Source organism: Mucilaginibacter sp. P4_D1 (assembly GCF_056401935.1).
On the sequence record NZ_JBFUIJ010000023.1, the window covers coordinates 73,662 to 97,156 of the forward strand.

At 41.5% G+C, this 23,495-nt stretch carries 14 protein-coding genes; 6 read left to right on the forward strand and 8 right to left on the reverse strand.

What is annotated here, in order from left to right:
- Positions 1–29 precede the first annotated feature (29 nt).
- From AC1DV1_RS18985 to AC1DV1_RS19005, 5 genes are read right to left on the reverse strand one after another with little or no spacing between them, the layout of a single operon-like run.
- On the reverse strand, positions 30–1,043 hold the full coding sequence (locus tag AC1DV1_RS18985) for a zinc-binding alcohol dehydrogenase family protein (RefSeq protein ID WP_477362080.1): 1,014 nt from the start codon (positions 1,041–1,043) through the stop codon (positions 30–32).
- A gap of 10 nt (positions 1,044–1,053) precedes the next feature.
- Complete coding sequence (locus AC1DV1_RS18990) at positions 1,054–1,389, reverse strand: L-rhamnose mutarotase (protein WP_477362082.1); 336 nt, start codon at positions 1,387–1,389, stop codon at positions 1,054–1,056.
- Between the two features lie 14 nt (positions 1,390–1,403).
- The gene (locus AC1DV1_RS18995) at positions 1,404–2,420 is read right to left on the reverse strand and encodes an aldo/keto reductase (RefSeq protein ID WP_477362084.1); all 1,017 of its coding nucleotides are present in this window, start codon (positions 2,418–2,420) and stop codon (positions 1,404–1,406) included.
- Positions 2,421–2,436: 16 nt separating this feature from the next.
- Positions 2,437–3,705, reverse strand: coding sequence for an L-fucose:H+ symporter permease (fucP, locus tag AC1DV1_RS19000; protein WP_477362086.1), 1,269 nt, complete (start codon positions 3,703–3,705; stop codon positions 2,437–2,439).
- Between the two features lie 9 nt (positions 3,706–3,714).
- Positions 3,715–5,358, reverse strand: a complete 1,644-nt coding sequence (locus AC1DV1_RS19005; RefSeq protein WP_477362088.1) for an alpha-L-fucosidase — start codon at positions 5,356–5,358, stop codon at positions 3,715–3,717.
- 330 nt (positions 5,359–5,688) lie between these two features.
- Between AC1DV1_RS19005 and AC1DV1_RS19010 the strand changes: the two genes are divergently transcribed.
- From AC1DV1_RS19010 to AC1DV1_RS19020, 3 genes are all read left to right on the forward strand, one after another.
- On the forward strand, positions 5,689–6,570 hold the full coding sequence (locus AC1DV1_RS19010) for a helix-turn-helix domain-containing protein (protein WP_477362090.1): 882 nt from the start codon (positions 5,689–5,691) through the stop codon (positions 6,568–6,570).
- A 783-nt stretch (positions 6,571–7,353) separates the two neighbouring features.
- The gene (locus AC1DV1_RS19015; RefSeq protein WP_477362092.1) at positions 7,354–10,497 is read left to right on the forward strand and encodes a SusC/RagA family TonB-linked outer membrane protein; all 3,144 of its coding nucleotides are present in this window, start codon (positions 7,354–7,356) and stop codon (positions 10,495–10,497) included.
- Positions 10,498–10,508: 11 nt separating this feature from the next.
- A complete protein-coding gene (locus AC1DV1_RS19020) occupies positions 10,509–12,062 on the forward strand; it encodes a RagB/SusD family nutrient uptake outer membrane protein (RefSeq protein WP_477362094.1) in 1,554 nt (517 codons plus the stop codon).
- Positions 12,063–12,904: 842 nt separating this feature from the next.
- On the opposite strand, the gene AC1DV1_RS19025 is transcribed toward AC1DV1_RS19020, so the two are convergent.
- Entirely contained in the window at positions 12,905–14,374 is a 1,470-nt protein-coding gene (locus tag AC1DV1_RS19025) for an RICIN domain-containing protein (protein WP_477362096.1), read from the reverse strand.
- 919 nt (positions 14,375–15,293) lie between these two features.
- Here AC1DV1_RS19025 and AC1DV1_RS19030 point away from each other — a divergent pair.
- Together AC1DV1_RS19030 and AC1DV1_RS19035 are read left to right on the forward strand one after the other, a co-directional pair.
- Positions 15,294–19,364, forward strand: coding sequence for a two-component regulator propeller domain-containing protein (locus tag AC1DV1_RS19030; protein ID WP_477362098.1), 4,071 nt, complete (start codon positions 15,294–15,296; stop codon positions 19,362–19,364).
- Between the two features lie 312 nt (positions 19,365–19,676).
- Entirely contained in the window at positions 19,677–21,500 is a 1,824-nt protein-coding gene (locus AC1DV1_RS19035; protein WP_477362100.1) for a glycoside hydrolase family 35 protein, read from the forward strand.
- Between the two features lie 379 nt (positions 21,501–21,879).
- Here the strand turns inward: AC1DV1_RS19035 and AC1DV1_RS19040 are convergent, their stop codons facing one another.
- Together AC1DV1_RS19040 and AC1DV1_RS19045 are read right to left on the reverse strand one after the other, a co-directional pair.
- Positions 21,880–22,140: a hypothetical protein gene (locus tag AC1DV1_RS19040; protein WP_477362102.1), complete on the reverse strand. Its 261-nt coding sequence runs from the start codon at positions 22,138–22,140 to the stop codon at positions 21,880–21,882.
- Between the two features lie 263 nt (positions 22,141–22,403).
- Positions 22,404–22,976: a hypothetical protein gene (locus AC1DV1_RS19045; protein ID WP_477362104.1), complete on the reverse strand. Its 573-nt coding sequence runs from the start codon at positions 22,974–22,976 to the stop codon at positions 22,404–22,406.
- 193 nt (positions 22,977–23,169) lie between these two features.
- Here AC1DV1_RS19045 and ppnP point away from each other — a divergent pair, with 193 nt between their 5' ends.
- Positions 23,170–23,451 carry a pyrimidine/purine nucleoside phosphorylase gene (gene ppnP, locus AC1DV1_RS19050; RefSeq protein ID WP_477362106.1) on the forward strand — a complete coding sequence of 94 codons (282 nt, stop codon included), beginning with the start codon at positions 23,170–23,172 and terminating at the stop codon, positions 23,449–23,451.
- The last annotated feature ends 44 nt before the right edge of the window (positions 23,452–23,495 follow it).

Here is a 23,495-nt window from a genome sequence, read left to right on the forward strand (position 1 = left end):
AATTTGCGGCCGCATTTTGAAAGTGCCCGTTATAGCTCTATCATCGCTTTAATTACACCGTTAGCCGGATCGAGCCAGCTTTCAAACACATCTGGCACCGCATCAAATTTTACCCGGTGTGTAATGTAATTAGCCGGTTGTACCAGGCCTTTTTTCATCGATGCAATAACATGCTCAAAATCTTCCCGGGTAGCGTTACGGCTGCTCATTAAAGTGGCCTCGCGCTTGTGAAATTCCGGGTGGCTTACACTAATATCCCCTTTTTGCAAACCAACCAGCACATACCTGGCTCCATGCGCCATATATTGAAAGCCGCTATTAATCGCTTTCAAGCTGCCTGTGGCATCAATCACCACTGTAGGCATATCCCCTTCTGTTATTGTAGACAGTCGCTCCAGTACATCTTCGGTAGATACATTAATAATATGATCTACCTGCAGTATGTTCCTGCAAAACTCAAGCCTCTTTGTGTTAATATCCATTGCAATTACTTTTGCCCCGGCAATGCGGGCAAACTCCATTATTCCGAGGCCTATTGGCCCTGCCCCTATCACCAATACGTATTCGCCGGGTTTTACATCCGCCCGCCTGATACCATGAGCCCCTATCGCCAAGGGTTCTACCAACGCCAGTTCATCATAACTTAAACCCTCGCCATGTACCAGCGAATATGTTGGTACATTCAGATATTCGGCCATTCCCCCGTCTACATGAACACCACAAACATTAATTTTTGCGCAGCAATTAGGCTTTCCCGATTTGCAGGCAATACAAACACCGCAATTAAAGTAAGGGATGAATGTAACGATATCGCCTTTTTTAAAACCGGGCGCTCCATTCGGCTCTACCAATTCACCTGAAAGTTCATGTCCCAAAACGCGGGGATAACTAAAATAAGGCTGTGTCCCTTCAAAGGCATGCAAATCGGTACCGCAGATACCTATCCTTCTGATCCTGATCTGGGCGTAGTCTTCTCTTATTGCCGGCTTATCGCGATGACCGAGTACCAGTTTTCCGGGTTCTTCGCAAACTATTGTGTACATATTATCTATTTTAAAGCTGAAAAATTTGTTCCATCATTACCCACTTCTCCCCTTCTTTGGCCCAGGGTAAGGGCTGCTGGAATTTCCACATTAATTGTTCCCAATCCTGTACTTTAAGGTTAACTGCATCCATTAACGCTTTTCTTTCCGCTACATACTGGTCGGTGGTTTCCATTATCATAAATAAACGATTTCCTGTGCGATAGATCTGCATATCCGTAATCTCAGCATCAAGTATACTCTTCCGTATTTCCGGCCATCCATTTTCAGCTTTATGCCAATATTCATATTCGGCTATCAGTTGCGGGTCATCCTTCAGGTCAAGGGCTAAACAATATCTTTTCATAGTTTATCTCGTATTTATAAATATGTGGAAGCGAAGACTTTGTCAATCAACCCTTGCCCCTTCATTTCATTCCAAAACCCTTCCGGGATTTTTAAAGAAGCCACTGCAACATTCAGCGCTACCCTATCTGCATTAGTGGTATTTAATGCAATGCTTTTAACACCAGGCGCTTTTAGTCCAAAAGCAACACATGCATCTACCGGGCTAATATTAAAATCTTTACACAACTGGTAAAACAGCGCCCGCCACTGATACAAGCTTTGGTCTTTCACAGGGTCTTTCAACTGATAGTTATAGTACGCCGACCCGGTTAAAAAGCCTCCGTTAAAAACCGCGGAGTTTATAATTGCAATTTGTTGTTTTTCAAGTTCCTCCATAAACTCTACCAATTCCTTTGGATGACTGTGAATAGTCATACTGTTGGCTATCATTACCCAATCCAGCTTTACATCATGGGTTATCTTTTTTATGATCCGCCAATCTTTTGACCCTACGCCTATTGCTTTTACTTTGCCTTTTTCTTTTAGTTCATGCAAAGCCCGGTAAGCTTCCAGTATATCGTGGTAACGCCGTGTTTGATCTGCCTCATTCTTTGCCGCTGCGAGGTATTCATCCGGGTCATGTACCGATATCAGTTCGGCACGGTAATCGCCAAGCAGCTCATTACCTTGTTCATAACATTCCAGGATGCCTTCGTAGCTTATTTTTTGCACCGCATCATGTTTCAGGTCACGCCAAACCCCAGGCTCGAAAGTAGGTTCGGCTGTTTTCAGCTCAGTACGCAGCCAGCCCAGTTTATTGCTTATCAGCACATCTGACGGGTTCACATTCAATTGCTTTAAAGATCTACCCAATGATTCCAATGCCAACCCGGCACCGTATTTACCTGCCGAATCAAATACAACCGGCTTCCGCGAGCATTTTATACTCTGGGCAACAATGGCCAATTTGGCTTCTTCCGAAAGGGGCACATATAAATTGCCTAATCCGCTGGTTCCGAAAATCACTTTGGGGAATGTGATATTTTGCATATAAAAATTGGTTATTTTAAAAAACAGTTGAAACAGGTAAACTTTCCGGCTTCACTTTTACGCGATGACCTTTAAATCCAAAAAATGCTACCACCACAAAACAGAGCAATGGCACCACATAGCCATATTGAATATTACCTGTGGCATCGCTGATATAACCAAACACCCTTGGCAAAACAGCTCCGCCGACGATTGACATAATGATGAGGCTACTTCCGAATTCGGTATCAGCCTTTAAATCTTTTATACCCAAGGCAAAAATGGTTGGGAACATAATGGACATAAAAAAGCAGATACCGATGACCGTGTAAACTGTAACCATGCCATGACCTAAAATGGCGATGACACAAAGTAAGATATTAATGCCTGCATATGAAGCCAGTAAAACTGCCGAGCTGTAATACCGCATTAAAAACGTACCGATAAATCTGCCGATCAAAAATGCAGCGCCGCATACACCTAAATAGTAGGTCGCCTTTACTTCTGTAAGGCCGGCTGCTTTTGGGGCGTACAGGATAAACAAACTGAATACACAAACCTGCGCCCCCACATAAAAAAATTGCGCGGCAACGCTCCAGGCTAAATGGCGGTGCTTTAAGGCATGAAAAATATTTTTACTGGCCTTATGACCTTCGTGGTGCTGAATTTTGGGCAGGCGGGTGAAGGCAAACAGGATGGCGATAAACACCAGCACGCTACCCAATATAAAGTAAGGCATTTTCACAGAAGAGGCTTCGGCGGCAAGTGCAAGTTTGCGGCCCTGCTCTGTCATTACGCTTAATTGTGCCGGTGTGTAACCTTTGGTAAGTATAATACGGCCCCCAATTATAGGCGCCAGCGTTGTAGCCAGCCCGTTAAACGATTGTGCAAAGTTAAGCCTTTGGGTAGAGGTTGCCGGATCGCCTAATGAGGAAGCATACGGATTGGCGGCGGTTTCTAAAATGGTGAGTCCGCAGGCAATGATAAACAGGGCAACCAGGAAAAACACGTACTGCTGCGTATTGGCGGCCGGTATAAACAAATAGCACCCAATTGCAAAAATGAGCAGGCCCGTGATAATGCCTGTTTTATAACCATATTTTTTCATAATAAACCCCGCCGGCAAAGCCATCAAAAAATAGGCTATGAACACCGCCGAATCTACCAACGTCGCCTGAACGGTTGTCAAGGTAAATGATTTCTTCAGGTGTGGTATTAATATAGGGTCGAGGTTATGCGCAAAGCCCCATAAAAAAAACAAACTGGTAATCAATATAAAAGGGAAAAGAGTTTTATTCTTTGTCATGATTTGATATTAAATAACCCCTTCAATTTTTAAAACAAACGCATCTTTACCGGGAGCTTGCTCAGGCAATTTTACTTTGAGGCCGGCTGATGTTTGCTCAAAAGTCAAATTACCGTTTCCAAGTAAGCTTACCTTGCTTACCTTGCCCGCTTCATTAGCTGCTAACTTTTTAATCAAAGCTTCGTTCCCTGTCGGCCAACCTAACATTGTGGCATAAAGGCTTTTACCTTTTACAGTAAATCTGATATCTTCGGCTACAAAGGGTTTTCCCTTACCTTCGTTAAAACCCTGCGCATTGATTGGTGCTGCCGATTCAATTGCCGGGCCTTCGCCAAATACTTTCCAGGGACGGGTACCGTAAATCGCCTCGCCGTTAACCTGCATCCACGCTCCTATGTTTTCAACTACGGCGCGTTCTTCACTGTCAATGGTACCATCACCACGTACCGGAATGTTCAACAGCAGGTTGCCATTTTTGCTTACTATATCAACAAGTGTATGCACCACGGTTTTTGCACTTTTATAGCCCTTATAATCAAATATACGGCGGTCATAATGCCAGCCACCAATACAGGTATCCGTTTGCCAGGGCAAAGGTTCTATCTGGTTGCTTTGTCCGCGTTCTATATCCCATATCATGCATTTACGCTGTTGTTCATTCAGTACTTTGCCAAACAGCGCCGCTTGTAGTTTCCCATGCTTTTTAATGCTGGTATTGTACATATGCGCGGCAATTTTTAAGCCGGCATCGCTTACCGGCCAAAGAGGTAAAGCAGTATCATCAAAATAGATCAGCTCAGGATCGTATTTATCTATCAGTTCAATGGTGCGGTTTAAAAATTTATCGCAATAAGCTTTGTTGGGTACACTGGCGCCACTGCCCCAATCCCAGTGGTGGCCCATACTATTATCATCAAGGCTATCCTGGCTCAGGGCGTGGTTTTGCGCGTATAATTCCTGCGGATCGTAGCCATTCCACCATTTGCCAGCACCATTTGCCTTGGTAAGTTTGCCATCATAAGGAATACCCGCATAAGGTCCACTTTTATCAGCGCGCTGGGCAACCTCGTACCAAGTCCAGGGGTGTGATGCATGTACACTGACGCCAAAAGGCAGGCCCTGTTCTTTAGAAGCCTTGGCCCAGCCGCCAATCAAATCTTTTTTGGGGCCTATTTTTGTAGAGTTCCAACTTTGGTATTTGCTATCATAAAGGTCAAAATTGTCATGATGATTAGCCAATGCCATAAAATATTTGGCGCCGGCACGTTTATATAACCCTACCAATTCGCTGGGATCCCAGTTCTCGGCCTTCCATTCATTAATCACATCCTTGAACCCAAATTTTGAAGGATGTCCATATTTTTCAACGTGGTATTTATACTGATCGCTGCCTTCCTGGTACATTCCGCGGGCATACCAATCGCCGCGCTCTGGCTGGCATTGCGGGCCCCAATGCGCCCACATACCAAATTTGGCATCCCTGAACCACTCGGGAACCTGATACCCGGCCAATGAATCCCATGTTGGTTTAAACGGCCTGGCGGCAATGTCCGGGTTTGCATGTGTTTGCAACAAATTGTTAGCGTAAAGTTTTGACAGGTATAAGGAAGATACTCCTGTGGCTAAACCTTTTATTAGTGTTCTTCTGTTCATAATTGGGGTTTGGTAATTCTTAAATATATCTTGAATGCCCGGGCGGTTATCTATAACCCGGAGCGGTGAGTCAGTATTCTTTGGTACATCATAATAATTGGCTGATGAGCAGGTTTTATACCTGCCATCTGATTGAAAGATCAAACTTACTTTGAAATAGCTATCAAATAGATGGCCTAATGGGACTTTTTTTTATACAAAACCGACATTTTGTTTAATATTGCTCTATCGACAGCACGAAGCATCTTTGGGATTTCGCCCCTTAAACCAATTTAAAGATACCCGGACAGGTGAAACAATAGTTTAAAAACAACTTATTTACTGCACATTATGATTAAAAGAGCATTAAAACAAACATATACGCTATTGAATGTAGATCATGTGAACCTTGGCCCTAAATGGAATTACAAAAACGTGATCAGTCCATATTTCAGACTTTATTATATTGATGCCGGTGCGGGTGAAATTTCAGATATTTCAATCACACTAAACCTTGAGCCAGGTTTTTTATATCTGATACCCAGTTTCACGTTGTGCAACCTTATTTGCCAAAATCACCTGAGCCAGTATTTTATCCAGTTTTTTGAAGAGTCATCTGATGGGATCTCCTTATTTGTCAACAACCGGTCTGTCTTTAAAGTAAAAGCAACAGACGTTGACATTTTGAATTTCGTCCGCTTGTTAGAAATAAATCCAGGGAGGGGCATTAACCGTTCTGATAATCCCCGGATATATGAAAAAAATATCTTTTACAAAGAGTACCAGGAACTTAATAACCAGCAAAACATGGCAACTTTTACCGAGACCCATGGCATTCTTTTGCAACTGGTCTCTCGCTTTTTAATACCGGAGATATTTAAACATAAAGAAGTCAACCACATACCGGTTAAAATCCTCGACGCAATCAGTTATATCCAATTGAACCTACACGAGGAATTGTCTGTAACAAGCCTTGCCGAAAGAGCGAATCAGCATACCGATTATTTCTCGCGACTGTTTCAACATTACACCGGAGAAAGGCCCCTAAAATACATTCATGAAAAAAGGATTGAACGGGCCCAATACCTGATGGTTACTACCCAGATGACGTACGCCGAAATAGCAGTTCAGACGGGGTTCGAAAACATATTTTATTTTTCCAAAATATTTAAAAAGATGACCGGCATGTCTCCAGGTAATTATAAAAAACAAATCGATTTTGTCCGCTTTTAGAGATCTGCAAACGCAAGTGCATCCGATACGGGCTAAACTGTCCAGAACTATTAATGCCGCGGTCTAACCTACAACTACATATATATGGTTTATTGCATATTCCGGATTTCTTCGGTAATAACAAAGCCTGTAAATCGTATGATTTACAGGCTTTTAATACGTTTTGACAATCTTTCCAGCGGCGAGGGATTCGAACCCATCTAAGTTTAGAACTGTAAATCAATCACAAGTTTACAAAGTGACTGGCTTTGGCGTAGTAATGTTCGCTTGAATGGAGAAGACTGAAGATACTTACTTCAGCACAGCAATACTCAAAAGATGATAGATGACCGCGAATGCGATATACTATCTTTTTAAAAAAACTTTCACTGCGAAATCATTAAAAAGGATTCTTCAATCTAAAACTCCCTTTTTGCCCCTTCTTTTTTGCAGGTTAGCCCCTTTTGTTTTTAGCGTTTTTCAAAGACTTTGCCCTCTTGAATGGTCGTCTCAAAATGACAATTCATATTAACCAATTACGCTATTAATTAAACACCATCATGAGGAAAATTCCAAGAACAGCTTATGCTTTTAAAAAAGAGAAGCCACCGGCGTCTTATTAAAAACACATCAACGAAAATGCCGGGATAGATTCCTGGCCCGGGCAATTGCTTGTTATTGTTAACTCCGGAGGCTGTGTTGGTATGCCAATATTACGTTTGCCTATGTGCCATCGTCAACAGTATTAACATATAACTGCGCTTGCCTACTGAACCAACCAACTTAAATTTTAATAACCCAATTATGAAACGAAAATTACTTTTCCCAAATTATTTGTATTCCAGAGGGGTTCGCACTACGTTTAAAACTTTGGCATTATTTATATTGCCAATTGGCGCAAACGCGTTAACCCCCAATTTAATAACACATCCCAATAGGCATATAACGGCCCAGATAACACCCGTTAAGACTGCAATAAGCGTAAAAGGATCTGTAGTAGATGCTCTTGATGGCCAGCCGCTGGTGGGTGTTTCTATCAGTATAAAGGGAACTAACAAAGGTACCCTGAGTGACTTAAAAGGCGACTTTCAACTTTTGAATGTGCCCGAAAATGCCGTACTCGTTGTAACCTATATATCTTACGAGAAAGTTGAAATTGTAGTAAGTGGAAAAACTGATATTGCAATAAAGCTTCAACCTTCAATGAAAACCTTGAACGATGTGGTAGTGGTAGGTTACGGAACGCAGAAGAAAGAAAATCTGACAGGATCGGTTGGTGTTGTAAATACAAAGGATTTAGAAAGCAGACCATTGACAAATACCGGGCAGGCGTTACAAGGCACGGTTTCTGGTGTTTTTGCGCTGCAAAGTTCAGGTAAACCCGGCGATGATAATACAGTTATAGACATTCGGGGGGTAGGCACTTTTGGAGATAATTCCCCATTGGTGTTAGTTGATGGCTTTCCTGGCAGCATAGGAGACGTAAACCCCAGCGATGTTCAATCAATTTCGGTGTTGAAAGATGCTGCATCCTCGGCTATCTACGGAAGCCGCGCGGCAAACGGGGTTATCTTAATTACTACCAAGCGTGGATCGGCAGGCAAAATACATGTTAACTATAGCGCATATGCAGGTATTCAAAGCCCAACAAGGCTACCCAATGTATTAAACTCTGTTCAATACACTACACTTTACAATGAGGCCGCGGTAAATACCGGATCGGCACCTGCGTATCCGGATTCGATTATTCAAAAATACGCGGCGCACAACAATCCATTATACCCCGATATCAATTATTTCAAGGTATATTATGGTAATGCCTATATGCAAAATCATCGTGTAAGCGCAACAGGGGGAAGCGACAACGTCAATTATGCATTTATGCTGGGTCATCTGGATCAGGATGGAATCCTGGTGGCAACCAATTACAAAAAAACAGATTTTCGCCTCAACCTTGACACCTACCATCTTAAAGATAAAAGGCTTCGTGTTTCTGGTAATGTATCCGGAAATTTGGGTGTAAAAAGCGAACCGACTGACCTTTGGAATGCCGAATGGTATTCTACCCTGGCGCCTATACATCCGCTTAAAGATGCGAACGGAAACTGGGTATCAGTAAATGGCGAACGTAATTACTACGGTGAGATTAAAGAAGGTAGCACAAGCCTGCAAAAACGTTACGACTTTAACGGGCAGGCAGAAGCCGAGTATAAAATTTTGCCGGGGTTAAGTGCACAGCTTACTTACGGTTATAATGCCATCTATACAAATACAAATGCTTTTCACGCCAATGTAACGTTGCAAAATCAAAATGGAACAACTACACAATTGCCTTCAGACCTTAATGTAACCAACGAGATTGATGGCCATTCGCTGCTTACTGGTTTACTGAAATACAATAAGACAATTAACCGTCATTCATTCAACTTATTAGGCGGGTATAGCGAAGAGGAATTTACCTACGATTGGCAAAGCGGCTTCCGTTCTCATTTTGTTAACAACACGCAACGCGTGTTGAATCTTGGCGATGCGGCCACACAAACCAATAACTCTGGCAGCTACGACCTCGGCCTTCGCTCTTTTTTTGGCCGTTTGAACTATGCGTTCGACGAAAAGTACTTATTTGAAGCAAATATCCGGAGAGACGGTTCTTCCAGGTTTGCACAAGGTAAGCAATGGGGAACATTTCCGTCGTTCTCTGCAGCCTGGGTGTTATCAAAGGAAGATTTTATGAAAAGTGTGAGCTGGCTGGATTTTGCAAAAATCCGCGCCTCCTGGGGGCGTTTAGGCAATCAAAATATTAATAATTACTATAATGGCAGTGATATCCTGAGTTCGGGCCAGAATTACTCGTTCGGCGGAACACTTTACTCGGGTGTTGCCGTTACGGCTATGACCAACAAAGATTTGACCTGGGAAACAGCTCAGCAATTAGATTTGGGGCTCGACATCTCTTTCCACAATAACATTGAAATTACCGCCGATTATTTTGATAAAAGGACCAAAAACTTATTGTTGACCCAGCCAATCCCACTAACAATTGCTCAGTCGGCCCCAATGGCTAACGCCGGCGAAGTGCAAAACAAGGGTTTTGAACTGGGTATTTCCTATAAAACAACGTTTAGCAATGGTGTTAAATTAAGAACTTCTTTCAACGTTTCTCACATCGTCAACAAAATCACCAGCATGAACGTGCCTCAGCAGTATAGCTCGCCAAAAGCGATTGTTGTTGGCTCGGCTATAAATTCATTCTACGGTTATCAGATGACGGGCATTTACCAAATCTCCGATTTTACATGGCAAAACAACAGCGATGCATCTATTCCTTACGCAAGCCGCAGCTATACGCTTAAAACGGGTGTGGTTAAAGTAAGCGACTACAGTGCGCAGCCCGGCGACATTAAATATGCAGACCTTAATGGTGATGGCATAGTTGACCAAAATCACGACCGCAAAATTATAGGTAAGCAATTTCCTGACATAACCTATGCTTTTAACTTTAACGTAGCCTGGAAAGGCATCGATCTGGGGGTATTTCTGCAAGGCGTACAAGGCATGCAAGGTTATACCTACTATGAAATAGCTTCGCCTTTTAGCGGCTTTGCAAATGTTGGTTCCTGGTGGTTAAACAGGTGGACGCCGCAAAATCCGTCTAATACCTATCCCCGTGTCACATTGGATGGCGTAAGAAACAATATCCACTCTTCCTTCTACGTGGAAAACGCATCATACCTAAGGGTTAAGAATATTGAATTAGGGTATACTTTAAGTCCGGCTGCTATAAAGAAAATAGGCTTAAGCTCGCTTAGGATATATGCCAATGTGCAAAATGCTTTCACATTCACCAAGTTCAAAGGCTTTGATCCGGAACAAACTTCTGATCAAACAAGAGCTGAGGCATATCCGCAGGTTCGGGTAATGACTACAGGTATAAATGTTAATTTCTAAAGGATAAAATCATGAAGACTATATATAAAATCATAATCTTAGCATCTGTTATTAATCTTGCCGGCTGCAAGAAAAACCTTTTGGACAAGACGCCAAAAGACCGTTTGTCGCCCTCGACATTTTACCAAGACGAAACCCAGGTAAAAATGGCGTTGGTGGGCATTTACAATGCGATACAACCGAATGCCACCCCGGCGCATTTTTTTCAATTTGAATTTGAATCGGATAATGCCTATTGCCAGGATGCGTGGCAGGGCTCAAAGGAAGTAGGAGCATGGCAAACCACAACCAACAGTTGGGCGCCATATGCAAAGTGGAACCAGGATTACACCATTATTTCAAGGGCCAACGAGTTTTTGCAGGATGTTGCCAATGCAAACATTGATGCTACCGTAAAAACCCAAATGTCGGCCGAGGCGAAGTTTTTACGGGGATACGCCTATACGGATTTGACTACTTATTTTGGCGATGTACCCTTAATTACCAGTGTGCTGTCCCTATCGGATGCATATGTTGCAAGGACTGCTAAAGCTACCGTGCTTACCCAGATTATAACCGACCTGACAGCAGCAGCCACCGCACTGCCTGCCTCCTACTCGGGTTCTGATGTTGGCCGGGTAACAAAAGGAGCTGCATTAGCTTACAAGGCAAAAGCGCTGTTGTATAACGGAAAGTGGGCCGATGCTGCGCAGGCAGCACAAGATGTAATTAATCTTAATGCCTACAGTTTATACCCCAGCTATGGTTCGATGTTTGATGAATCGCATGAAAATAATAGCGAAGTGATATTTGATATCCAGTATATACCAACCACCCAACCACAACCCTGGCCATCATCTGCATTATCGTTAAGCGTTTGGCCAACTCCAAACGTTACTGCCGATTTGATCGATTCGTATTACATGACTAATGGATTGCCGGTTACCAACGCTGCTTCGGGTTACAATGCTCAAAACCCTTATGTCAATCGCGACCCAAGGTTGGCAGCTTCGGTAGTATTACCGGGCTCTTTATGGGGCACAACTACCTACGTGCCTGCCACTGATGTGGTGCCATCTGGTGCGCGCCCCCGTAAATATGCGGCGATAGGTATTGCCGACCCGAATAATTGCTCTCTCAATACTATTTTGATGCGTTATGCCGACGTATTGCTGATCCGTGCCGAGGCGCTGATTGAATCGGGAAGCACCGCAACGGAAATTTATACACTAATTGACCAGGTGCGGGCAAGGGTAAGTATGCCCAAGGTGGAAAATGTGGAAGGTTCCGGCTTAAACCAAACCCAATTAAGAGCGATATTACGGCATGAGCGTCGGGTTGAATTCTTTATGGAAGGTACCAGGTATGCCGATATGCTGCGATGGAAAGATCAGTCCCTGGTTCATGATGTATATGGTTATGACAAATCATTGCTGAGTAATCCGGCAAGTGCTGCTACCTGGCAGTTTAAGCAGGTTAAGTTAGATACCCGGACATTTGATGCAGGTAAAGGATGGTTATGGCCAGTGCCGCAAGCCGACATTGACATTAACAAAAAATTACTACCCAATAACCCTGGATATTAAGGTGTTGTGGTATTACATTGAATGATATAATTCCCTCTTGCCTTAGCGATACCCCCCGATAGAGCCGCCCATTGCGTTCTATCGGGGTTTCGTTTTAAATACGATATATCTGCTTTGTACATGTTTTGAAATTTGGCAGCTCCCACAATATCATGAGTACTGCAGCAAGGCACTTAATCCTATAGCGCCCGCATCTAACATGGTTAACATAACTTAACACATTTCAGAAAAAATATTTATAAATATCTGATAATCAATATATTATATTTTATCATGGTTAACATTAAACTTAGCGCAATTTAGGCGCATCCAAATGTTTGTGCCTGTTGTTGGCCAATATAAGCCCCTTCGGTAACCGGACCATTTAACCAGGATCAGCCAATAAAAACAAGGTTTTGTTTGAAGCTCGTATCATCCCGATGTCATTAGCTCATTCCATTAACTATTTAGATGTGTTGCGCTGCTATAATGCCGCAAAAGATGCATGTTTTCCCGCATTGTAGGTTGTTTTCCATCCTGCTACATTCAAGATGATACAGCTTTCAATTTCCTTTGCCTGCTTTATAAGCGCTACTTAGCGTTAAGATGCCCCTTGTTGAAACTATGAACTAAACCAATTTAGCAGATTTCAATTTCAACTCCCGATGAGTACAGTGCTTTGCAATTTTCAGTTATCAATCGCAAGGTAAATAAATCGCAAAATAGAAAAGGCTGCCTTTTTAAGGCAGCCTCGCGATGTAGTATAATGTCGTCGATAAATTGACGGATAATTTTAGCCGAGAGTTCTAAGTCGAAAAAAGAAAAATTCAACTTTACACTTACGACTTGGTACTACAGACTTTTTATTGCGCTATAAGCGCCCATTGCTGGTTGTAGCTCGAACCGCTTGTCCACTGTTGCATAACAGATCCGTTGGCAGTCAAACCTCCTGTATCAAGGCATTTCCCTGTAGTAAGGTTAACTATCTTGTAGTAACCGCTTCCGGCCGAAACTATTGACCAGCGCTGGTTATTACTGGTGCCTACGGTGTATTGTTCAACTGATGATCCATCAGCTGTATTACCCCCGGTATCCAGGCACTCTTTACCGGTTACGCAACTCAACGTATAATAACCTGCGGTATAGCTTATATTCCATTTCTGGTTAGCACTTGTTCCGGATGCCCATTGAGCTACGGTAGCACCATCGGTTGTACTGCCCAGATTATCAAGCATCAAACCGGAAGCGCGGTTTTGAAGCTTGTACCGTCCGTCGGCAATCGGCCCTTGCCATACAGGTGATGCAGTAAGTTTCCATGACCACCTGAACATATTGGCGGTGCCCGGGCTAACTTCCACAAGATTGTTATTCGCTGTATACCAACGATAGGTATCAATATCATTAACACCCGACCATGCTATAGTGCCCATTGAATTGTCGCGGGCATAGGTAAGTGATCCGGTCAGGAAAGCCTGGTCAACATATACGCCTGTATCCCATTGCTGATAGAAACTCATGTTTCTGAATGTTTCGATACCAACCTCTGTTACTACAGTACGTGAGGCATAGGAACCGGTTCTGGCCGACATGATATTGTAATAGCTTGACCAAACGTTGTAGGAGCCCCAGAACCACCAATAGCAGTGCAGGCCCAGGTATTGATTAACTAATCTTGAATCGGCGCCAACAGTAGTTACATCAGCTGCGTAACCGGTGCCATCCAGGATGCATTTGCCGTCTGCGGGGCTAAATGTGGTCAGGAAACCTGCATACAAATTATTTAAATCGGTACTTGAATAGTCAACCGGCTCGTTAATGGGCTCATATAAAACAGATGTATTGTTTTTATAAACATTATTTACAGTTGTCCACATGGTAGTCCATTGGGTAGTATCCGGTACATGATGCACGCCTACAGGCCAATAGCAAAGTATTACCTTGCAGCCATTGGCTATAATTGCATTAATTGCAGCCTGGTAAACAGGCCAATAGGTAGAGCTTGAGGCCGTCCATGGATTTATGGGCATTCTGATGGTGGTACCGCCGCTTGTTTTAACTGCGCTTGAAATACTGGTTGCTAAAGTAGCAGCCTGGGTAGCGGTGAGCGATGTTGTCATGCCGCTGGGTAATACAACCCTTCCATCGCCTTCGTTGCCATTAGGGTCGGCCCAGTTTATCCCACGAAAGCTATTGGTGTTGGTAGTTGAAAGGGCAAGGTTTTGCTTTGTAGACAAGCCTGAGATATCAGGGTTCTTTTGAATGGTGTTTTTAGAACAGCCCATGATAAAGGCTAACAAGCAGCATAGTGCCTGGGTGGTTAAATTTTTTCTCATAAGTTTTATATTAAAATATTAGATAATTGGTTCTTTATATGCAGTTAGTTTTGATTTGTAAATATGGCGGAGATCTACCCGGCATGGGTACAAAACAGGTAACGACATCGGTTAACTGCAAAACAACCGAATGTATATGCAGCAACAGTTTTAATATTTTCATGGTAGGCGTGTTAAAAAATTCAGATTTCCCGAACCAATAACTATTCATCAACCGCTGCCGGATACAATCGTCAGCAATCTGGTTAGCCGGTGAAAAGGGCTGTAAGCAATGGTGGAAAAAAGAAATCCGTGTTTATATGGTTTAACCTAAATGTCCCATAAAAAGCATGGATTGAAAAGGGGCAAAGTCTCAATATTGCGGGGATAAAGTGTCATTTCAATTGGTTTTTAGAGCGATAGTTCAACTTATTTCCATTTTATCAATAATAGTTTATCTCGCGGGCGCAAAAATTACCCTTCTCCGGATGGCAGGCAATTATAATTATTGTTATAAACACAATTAATATTTACTTAAATTTGATTGCCATATAAACTCAATGTTTCTAATCATACTATAGATTCGGGTATAAATTTAAAAGGACGGATGAATCATCTAATTTGGGTTAAATGACGTTCTACTTTTAATCCGGAGGCGAGAAGTGTCTCAAATAAAGAGTCGACACTTCAATCTTAAAAGATCATTTGCCTGCGCTTTTAAGATGCCGGGAGGCTGTGTTTCGCACTTGCTGAAACATGGCCAACCAATAATATATAAGTGTATTTAGTACAATATTTATTGTACTACTGACCAAAAAAAGGTTGTGAAGCTTATTTTACACTGGCGCAAAATACCGGCAATAAACCGGTATAGTATTTATCTAATTAAAAGTGAAACGGATTTATGTATAAAGCTGTCTTGTTCTTAGTAATTAATCTTTTGTGTATAACTAGCCTAAATGCACAAAACCTGCCTGCCCTTCCAACCAACGACACCAAGAATTTTGCCTTAAAATCATATAATACGCATGACGGACTGCCATCCGAAAATGTAACCGTAGCACTTAAAGACAGGCGTGGATATATGTGGATAGGAACAGACAATGGCCTTTGTAAGTTTGATGGCTACTCCTTTGAAAATTTAGTGAACATTCCCGGAAACACCACAAGTATAAGCTCAAATTATATTAATGCGCTGGCCGAAGATAAAAACGGTAACATATGGGTGGGTACAATGGATGGCTTAAATGTTTTAGATCCCAATACCGAAAAATTTGAGCGGTTTTACCATAGCGACAATATCAAGCAGTCAATAAGTAACAACAAGATTTTTTCGATCCTATGCGATAGAGAAGGAACTATCTGGATAGGAACAGACGATGGTTTTAATCAATATGTTGCGGGTAGCCGGTCATTTATTACCTATAAACCTAACTCAGAAAACAAGTTTTCAATAAAAGGAAAGTCGGTAAATGCCATTGTTGAAGATAATAAGAAAAACCTGTGGTTAGGGAACTGGAATGGCGGGTTAAATAAATTCAATAAGGTGGGTAAGCGTTTTACCAATTATCCGCAAACCGAATCTTTGCATAAAAAAAGCCCTAATGATATTTGGAGCCTTTACTACGATCAAAAAAACGGTTGTATTTGGGTAGGCGCCTATTGGAGCGGCCTTTTTTGTTTTGACCCTAAAACTCAACAATATACCGCATTCCCCAGTCATGACAATCTTAATATAGGCGCTTTTAGCATCGATAATGCAAATGACTCCACCTTAGTTGTTGGAAGCAACGCCGGGTTTTACTTTATAAATAAGGGCACTGGCCAATGGCATAAAATTGGCGATGTTAATAGTACGGCCGATGGCTACGTTTACAATGATAATGCCGGAATTATGTGGCTCTGCGGTAAAGATGCCTTAACAAAAGTCGATTTTACGCAATACAAATTCCATTTCATTCCATTATCAATAAAACCGCGCGAAGTAAAAAGCATGCTGTTGCAAGGTAACATGTTGTGGTTGGCAACAAACAACGGACTTTATCAGTTTGATTTAATAAAGAAAACCACCAAACTATTTAATCACACAAATGATCCTTCAAGCATAAGCAGCAATCAGGTTGGCAAAATATATTTAGATAATGATGGTGTATTATGGGCCGCTACCGAAAACGGTTTTGATAAGTTTGACGTTAAGAACAACCGGTTTATACACCACTTTCATCATTCGGCCCTGAGCAATTTTTTTAATGAAGACGTTTTCAGGGATATTCTTGAAGTAAGGCCCCATGAATACTGGCTCGCGACAGACGCCGGGCTTAAGATATACAACGAAGAAAAACAGCAATTCAAACATTATTATAACGATGATAAAAACCCCAATTCAATTGCCAGCAACCATATTTATAACCTTTTAAAAGATAAAAAAGGCAACGTGTGGATTGGAACGAATGGAAACGGGGTTGATCGTTTAGATCAGAAAACGGGCGTTTTCCATCATTATGCTTATAACGACAAAAATGCGAGTAGCCTCAGCAATAATATTGTGCACTGTGTATTTGAGGATAGTAAAAACAATATTTGGATTTGCACGGCCGATGGACTGAATAAATATGTTCCGGAAAATGATTCTTTTATTGTTTACTCCAGCAAAGATGGATTTGCAAGTAATGTTTTCAATAACCTGGTTGAGGATAGCTTCGGGAATCTTTGGATTAACTCTGCTACCGGGATATCAAAATTTACTCCTCAAACATTAACTGTTACCAATTTTGACGAAGGCGACGGCGTGTTTTCCCACTCGCTCATTTACAAGTCTGCAGACGGCCAGATTTATTTAGGTGGAAACTCTGGTGTAGTTGTTTTCGACCCCTCAAAAATTAAATTGAATAACAAGATCCCCCAGATTTACCTGTCCGATTTTCAGGTTTTTAATAAATCGGTAAAGCCGGGTAACAATTCGCCGTTGAAAAAACCGGTTAGCATAGCCGATACTGCGTTGCTTAGTTACGACCAAAATGTATTTTCAATTGAATTTGTTTCACTTAATTATACCCATTCAGAGAAAAATGTTTATCGGTATAAGTTAGAAGGCTTTGATGAAAAATGGAATTTTAACAGCAGCCAGCGAAAGGTTACTTACACCAATCTTAATCCGGGAACTTATACATTTAAAGTAATTGCAAGTAACAACGATGGCGTGTGGAACAGAACGCCTAAATCCTTAATCATAATTATTTCGCCACCATGGTACCAAACCTGGTGGGCGTACACTATTTACACCATATTTATTGCAGGGTTGGTTTATTTGTATTTGTTATATAGGGACCACCAGGCCAAATTAAAATACGAAATTCAGATTGCACACTATGAAAGTGAAAAGGAAAAAGAGCTAAGTGAACGAAAGCTTGCTTTTTTTACCAATATTTCTCACGAGTTCCGGACGCCATTAACATTAATCATTAACCCCGTTAAGGAGCTCCTATTTAGCGAAAAGAAGGCTATGGATGCCTCCAGTTTAACCATTGTTTACAGAAACGCGCGCCGGCTATTAGGCCTGGTAGATCAACTGCTGCTTTTCAAAAAGGCCGAATCAGAATCAGACCAGCTTAGAATAAGCAATGTTAATATTGTTGATTTGTGTAACGAGGTTTATTTATGTTTTGTACATGAAGCTAAAAGAAAACAAATTCATCTTGAGTTTGCATCGACAGCCGAGTGCCTGAATATTTATGTAGATAGAGAAAAAACAGAAATAGTGTTATTTAACCTACTCTCGAATGCTATAAAATTCACTCCTAAGCATGGCAAGATTCGCATCTATACAAAAGAGGCCGAACAAGCAGTATCAATAATGGTTGAGGATAATGGATGCGGAATCCCGCCTGAAGTTGGTGAAAAACTGTTTAGCCGTTTTTACCAGGTACCTGATTTAACCAGCACACCAACCGGGGGATTTGGTCTTGGACTATACCTTGTCAAAAATTTTGTAGAACGCCAGGCCGGAACTGTTGAATATCAAAGTCAGATTGGAAACGGTACCTCATTCACCATCACTTTTAAAAAAGGCAACTCTCACGTTAAAGACCAGGTTATTTTAGAGCAACCATCCGCTACCTCCGGGTTTTTAAAGGAGCTGATTGATTCTGAAACCACAGCCAATGATATAGTGTTGGCAGCAGACCCCGTTGAAGATCAATCATTGTCTCACTTCAAAACGTTATTAATCATCGATGACCATGAGGATATGAGAGAATACCTCCGCCAGATTTTTAAGCTTGAATACAATGTTCTGGTTGCGTCGAGCGGTGAAGACGGAATAAAAATAATAAACGAACAATGGCCGGATATTGTTATATGTGATGTAATGATGCAGGGTATAACAGGTATCGAAGTTTGTGCGGCCATTAAGGGAAATATGACAACCTCACACGTTCCGGTAATTCTTTTAACGGCCAGTGCATCAAATGAGATAAAGCTAAAAGGTATTGAAGGTGGCGCTGATGATTATATCGGAAAACCTTTTGACAAAGATATCCTGAAAGCAAAAGTCAATGGGCTACTGAAGAGCAGGAATACCCTTCAGCAATATTTTTATAATGAAATTACGCTGAACAATAACCCACACAGCATCTCGATAGAGTACAAACGATTTCTGGATTCCTGCATCCGAATTGTTGAGGATCATATCACAGATCCAGATTTTAACCTTCAATCCTTAGCCTCCGAATTAAATATGTCTTATTCCGGGATCTATAAAAAAATCAAAATGATTTCGGGGCAATCCGCAAATAGCTTCATAAGGTCTATCAGGTTGCGAAAAGCGGCTCAGTTATTTGTACATAGCGATTTAAATATATTGGAGACCGCTTATGCTGTTGGAATAAAAGATATCAAATATTTTCGTGAGCAGTTTAAAAAAGTGTTTGACTTAAAACCCTCTGAATACATTAAAAAATTCAGAAAGAACTTCAAAAACGCGATGGTTAACCAGGTGGCTGAAAGAAAATAAGTTGGTGATCAATAACTCGGTCTGCCTCTATTTGAAATATAAAAAACATTCTCCAGCCGGCAATCTAATGCGCGTTGTGCAATGATATCCTCTTTTTGAGTAGCAGAATTTTACGAAAATAATTTTCATGTTCCCTTTTTAGTGCTTTACCCCTTCAATTTTGCTGGTTAGCCCCTTTTTATTAATTGATTTTACATCCATTTTAGCGGCATCAGCCAATAGCGAGAGGTATTAGTGACGCTTAACCGCGTCTTTAATGCAATTTGAGAAGTGTGCCAACTATTTAATCAATTATACTTTATTTATTTTTTAATGAGATCAATTATTCTTTTTTTAATAACGACCATTTTTCTGGCGGGCGGCCAGGTCGCGGCTCAACCTAAACACCAATTCACTTTAGGCGATAAAGACTTTCTGTTAGATGGCAAGCCTTTACAGATGATCTCGGGCGAATTACACTATCCCCGCATACCACGGGAGGCGTGGCGCGATAGAATGAAAATGGCAAAAGCCATGGGCCTTAATACCATAGGCACCTATGTTTTCTGGAACTTGCACGAGCCTCAAAAAGGGCAATTTGACTTTGCCGGCAACAATGATATTGTTGAGTTTGTTAAAATAGCCCAGGAGGAAGGTTTGTGGGTAATTTTGCGACCAAGCCCTTATGTATGTGCCGAGTGGGAATTTGGCGGATATCCATATTGGCTGGAAAATGAAGAAGGGTTAATCGTAAGGAGTAAAAATCCGCAGTATTTAAACGAATACGACAAGTACATTAAAGAATTGGGGAAAAGATTGTCCCGCTACCAGGTAAATCACGGCGGTAACATCCTGATGGTACAAATTGAAAATGAGTATGGATCATACGGCTCTGACAAGGATTACCTGGCCGTTAATCAAAAGATGTTTAAAGACGCGGGATTTGACGGGCTGTTATATACCTGCGATCCGGCCGCTGATCTGGTGAAAGGACATTTACCAGGTTTGCTGCCGGCAGTGAACGGCTTAGACAACCCGGCTAAGGTAAAGGAACTTATCAATCAAAACCACGACGGTAAAGGCCCCTACTATATTGCCGAATGGTATCCGGCGTGGTTCGACTGGTGGGGTACAAAACACCATACGGTGCCGGCCAATCAGTATACCGGCCGCTTAGACTCTGTACTTGCAGCCGGCATTTCGATAAATATGTACATGTTTCATGGCGGAACTACGAGGGGATTTATGAATGGGGCCAACTATAACGACCAGGCCCCGTTTGAGCCACAAATAAGCAGTTACGATTATGATGCGCCAGTTGATGAAGCCGGAAACGCAACACCTAAATTTTGGGCTTTTAGAAACGTAATTCAAAAACATTTACCCGCCGGCGTTAATTTGCCTGCTGTTCCGCCGGTTAAGCCCACCATCATAATACCTCAAATTGAGCTCAATAATGTAGCAGACCTTGACGACTTAAAACTTGAAAGTAAGACTAGTCAAAATCCATTAACCTTTGAGGATATGAAACTTGATTATGGTTTTATGTTATACCGCACCACGATTCCGGGAGGGAAATCCGGAATAATAAAGCTTAAAGATCTCAGAGATTTCGCCGTAGTAATGATCAACGGAAAAACGGTGGGAAACCTTGACCGCCGTACCGGATTGGATAGCATGAACGTGAGTTTACCTGGTGGAAATGTGACATTGGATATTTTAGTCGAAAATCTTGGGCGCATCAATTTTGGTAAATACCTGTTACAGAACAAAAAGGGAATTGTTGGTAAGGTATTTTTTCAAAACGATGAAATAACGGGTTGGCAAAACTTTCCTTTGTCATTAAAAACGGTGGGTAGCTACAAACCTAAACCTGGTTTGGCAAGTTTAAACACACCTGTTATGAAAAAGGGGAGTTTTTCATTGGTCTCATTAGGCGATACCTACCTCGACATGACCAATTGGGGTAAGGGCATGGTTTGGATTAACGGACATAACTTAGGCAGATACTGGCGAACCGGCCCTCAACAAACGCTGTATGTACCACGCGAATGGTTGCATACCGGTAAAAATGAGGTATTGGTTTTTGAACTGATAAAACCCGAAAACCAAAAACTGTCGGCAGTGAACAAACCGATTTTAGATCGCTTACAATAAGCCAGTTAAAAAGGTTGATTTTTCTAAAGTAGGGGCGATTTACACATTCGAATAAACTTCGCGCAAGAAATTGCATGACCAGGGTTTCCGAAGTCGCTAATTAAAGCGAAAGATTTCAAAATCACTCAAAACCTGTCATACGGCTTAAACGCTCCAGATCTTGCACAAATTAGTTTGAAAATCTCTTATTTTCGGATACCTAAAAGCCACTTGAAGGAGTGGCTTTTTTTTTAATTATAAATCAAGTAATTAGGCCAAAAAAATCACAGTTTCAACAGCCCTATCCCGCTATAAGTTTTGTAGTTAAATATATAATTACCAGACGATTATGTAATTATAATATTATTTCACAWAGGGTCTGATCCATGGCAAATAAGGGTTAGTCAGTGATAATATTTTGTAGTTCTTGAACATGACTTTGAAAAAGAGAAATTATTTCTTCGTAATCCAATTCATTGATCACGCCACGAATCAACATATCCCGGGCACGCACCAATTTAGCTCGTTCAGCACCTATAGTTCCTTTTTTCATTTTGCCAGCCAAACTCTTCTCAAAATGTTCTTTCAAAATTGCCCTGAACAATTTCGTGAACTCATCTTTAGGTCGGAAATCGGCGGCAAGGCTGCGCTTCTGCTGCATTCAAAATTGACGAAAACCGGCCGCATACCTGTCAGATTTACATCCAAATGTTTCGGATAGTTTCGGGCTTCGTTTTGCAAAATTACCCACATCATAGTGCCTGATCTGCTTCCTGTTCGTCAGGCCGGAGATTTACCGCCGGCTGCCTTCAGATTCGCAGTCGCCCGCGACACTTCGACCCTATAGTTTGCGCCCGGGCCGGGCGCACAAAAAAAGCCCACTGTTTTTCAACAGAGGGCTTTAATATTTTTTAAAACAGCTGGCTATAAATTACCATTTCCTAAAACATAAGGCAATTTATCAAACGTGCCTAAAAGTATCTGCGATATTTCTATAGATTGATAAGTACCATCGGGATTAAGGTTAACCTTTTTTGAGGTAAACGAATAGGTTCCGGTAATTACTTTGGCAACTGTGTCAATAGCTGTTATAGTAGCCAATCCGGAACCACTCTCAACAATACCGGTTTGCACATATACGTAATTTCCGGTATCATCTTTCTGAAGTGTGTAATAAGCCATATTTAGCTTGCCTGTGCCATCAACTTTGTAGGTAGCCAAAGGAAAACTATTGGTATTTGTGCTATTAGACACATTTATATTAAATATAACCCGTTTTGAATCGGCCGTACCAATTACCGAAAAGGTTTTAACCTTTGTAGCATCGTTAAAAGTAATTCTTGCGGTAACCGTATCAGGGTACCAAACAACACCATTAATATTTGCAGCCAGTATTTTATCAGATGTGGTAGAAGCAGAAGTAACAACGTCTTTTTTACAGCCTTGGAAGTAGATAGCCGATATAAGTAACAGAACAATAAGTTGAATTTTCCTCATATATAAATTTTGTGCAAACAATGCGCCTTGCAGATTTTATGCAAATAACGCTCTTTGCAGATTAATAATTACAACCAAAGTTAATTTTTTCACATATTTTAACATTCGGCAGTTTTGGGTGAAATTATTTGAGGCCGGCATTTATCAAACAAATGGTTTTATTTAGGCATATTAGGCGTTTAATATTATAAACATGATTCACGTAAACGAATATTTTGAAGGCACAGTAAAATCACTGGGTTATACCAGCGCCGAAGGGAAAAGCACCATTGGTGTAATGGAAAAGGGCGAGTATGAATTTGGCACATCGAGCCATGAGAGTATGACCATTATTGAGGGCCATCTGGAGGTGTTGTTACCCGGCGAAGAAGAATGGGAAAGCTATACGGCCGGCCAATCATTTGAAGTTGAGGCCAATACCAAATTTAAAGTAAAAACAAACGTACAAAGTTCCTATTTGTGTAAATACAGGTAAGTAGCTACTATTGTAACATTTAAGCTTAGCGGCGCTCTAATAAT

Coding starts and splice junctions, on each gene's coding strand:
- AC1DV1_RS18985 (WP_477362080.1), bottom strand. CDS start 1,043: ATGTACACAATAGTTTGCGAAGAACCCGGAAAACTGGTACTCGGTCAT.
- AC1DV1_RS18990 (WP_477362082.1), bottom strand. CDS start 1,389: ATGAAAAGATATTGTTTAGCCCTTGACCTGAAGGATGACCCGCAACTG.
- AC1DV1_RS18995 (WP_477362084.1), bottom strand. CDS start 2,420: ATGCAAAATATCACATTCCCCAAAGTGATTTTCGGAACCAGCGGATTA.
- fucP (WP_477362086.1), bottom strand. CDS start 3,705: ATGACAAAGAATAAAACTCTTTTCCCTTTTATATTGATTACCAGTTTG.
- AC1DV1_RS19005 (WP_477362088.1), bottom strand. CDS start 5,358: ATGAACAGAAGAACACTAATAAAAGGTTTAGCCACAGGAGTATCTTCC.
- AC1DV1_RS19010 (WP_477362090.1), top strand. CDS start 5,689: ATGATTAAAAGAGCATTAAAACAAACATATACGCTATTGAATGTAGAT.
- AC1DV1_RS19015 (WP_477362092.1), top strand. CDS start 7,354: ATGAAACGAAAATTACTTTTCCCAAATTATTTGTATTCCAGAGGGGTT.
- AC1DV1_RS19020 (WP_477362094.1), top strand. CDS start 10,509: ATGAAGACTATATATAAAATCATAATCTTAGCATCTGTTATTAATCTT.
- AC1DV1_RS19025 (WP_477362096.1), bottom strand. CDS start 14,374: ATGAGAAAAAATTTAACCACCCAGGCACTATGCTGCTTGTTAGCCTTT.
- AC1DV1_RS19035 (WP_477362100.1), top strand. CDS start 19,677: ATGAGATCAATTATTCTTTTTTTAATAACGACCATTTTTCTGGCGGGC.
- AC1DV1_RS19040 (WP_477362102.1), bottom strand. CDS start 22,140: ATGCAGCAGAAGCGCAGCCTTGCCGCCGATTTCCGACCTAAAGATGAG.
- AC1DV1_RS19045 (WP_477362104.1), bottom strand. CDS start 22,976: ATGAGGAAAATTCAACTTATTGTTCTGTTACTTATATCGGCTATCTAC.
- ppnP (WP_477362106.1), top strand. CDS start 23,170: ATGATTCACGTAAACGAATATTTTGAAGGCACAGTAAAATCACTGGGT.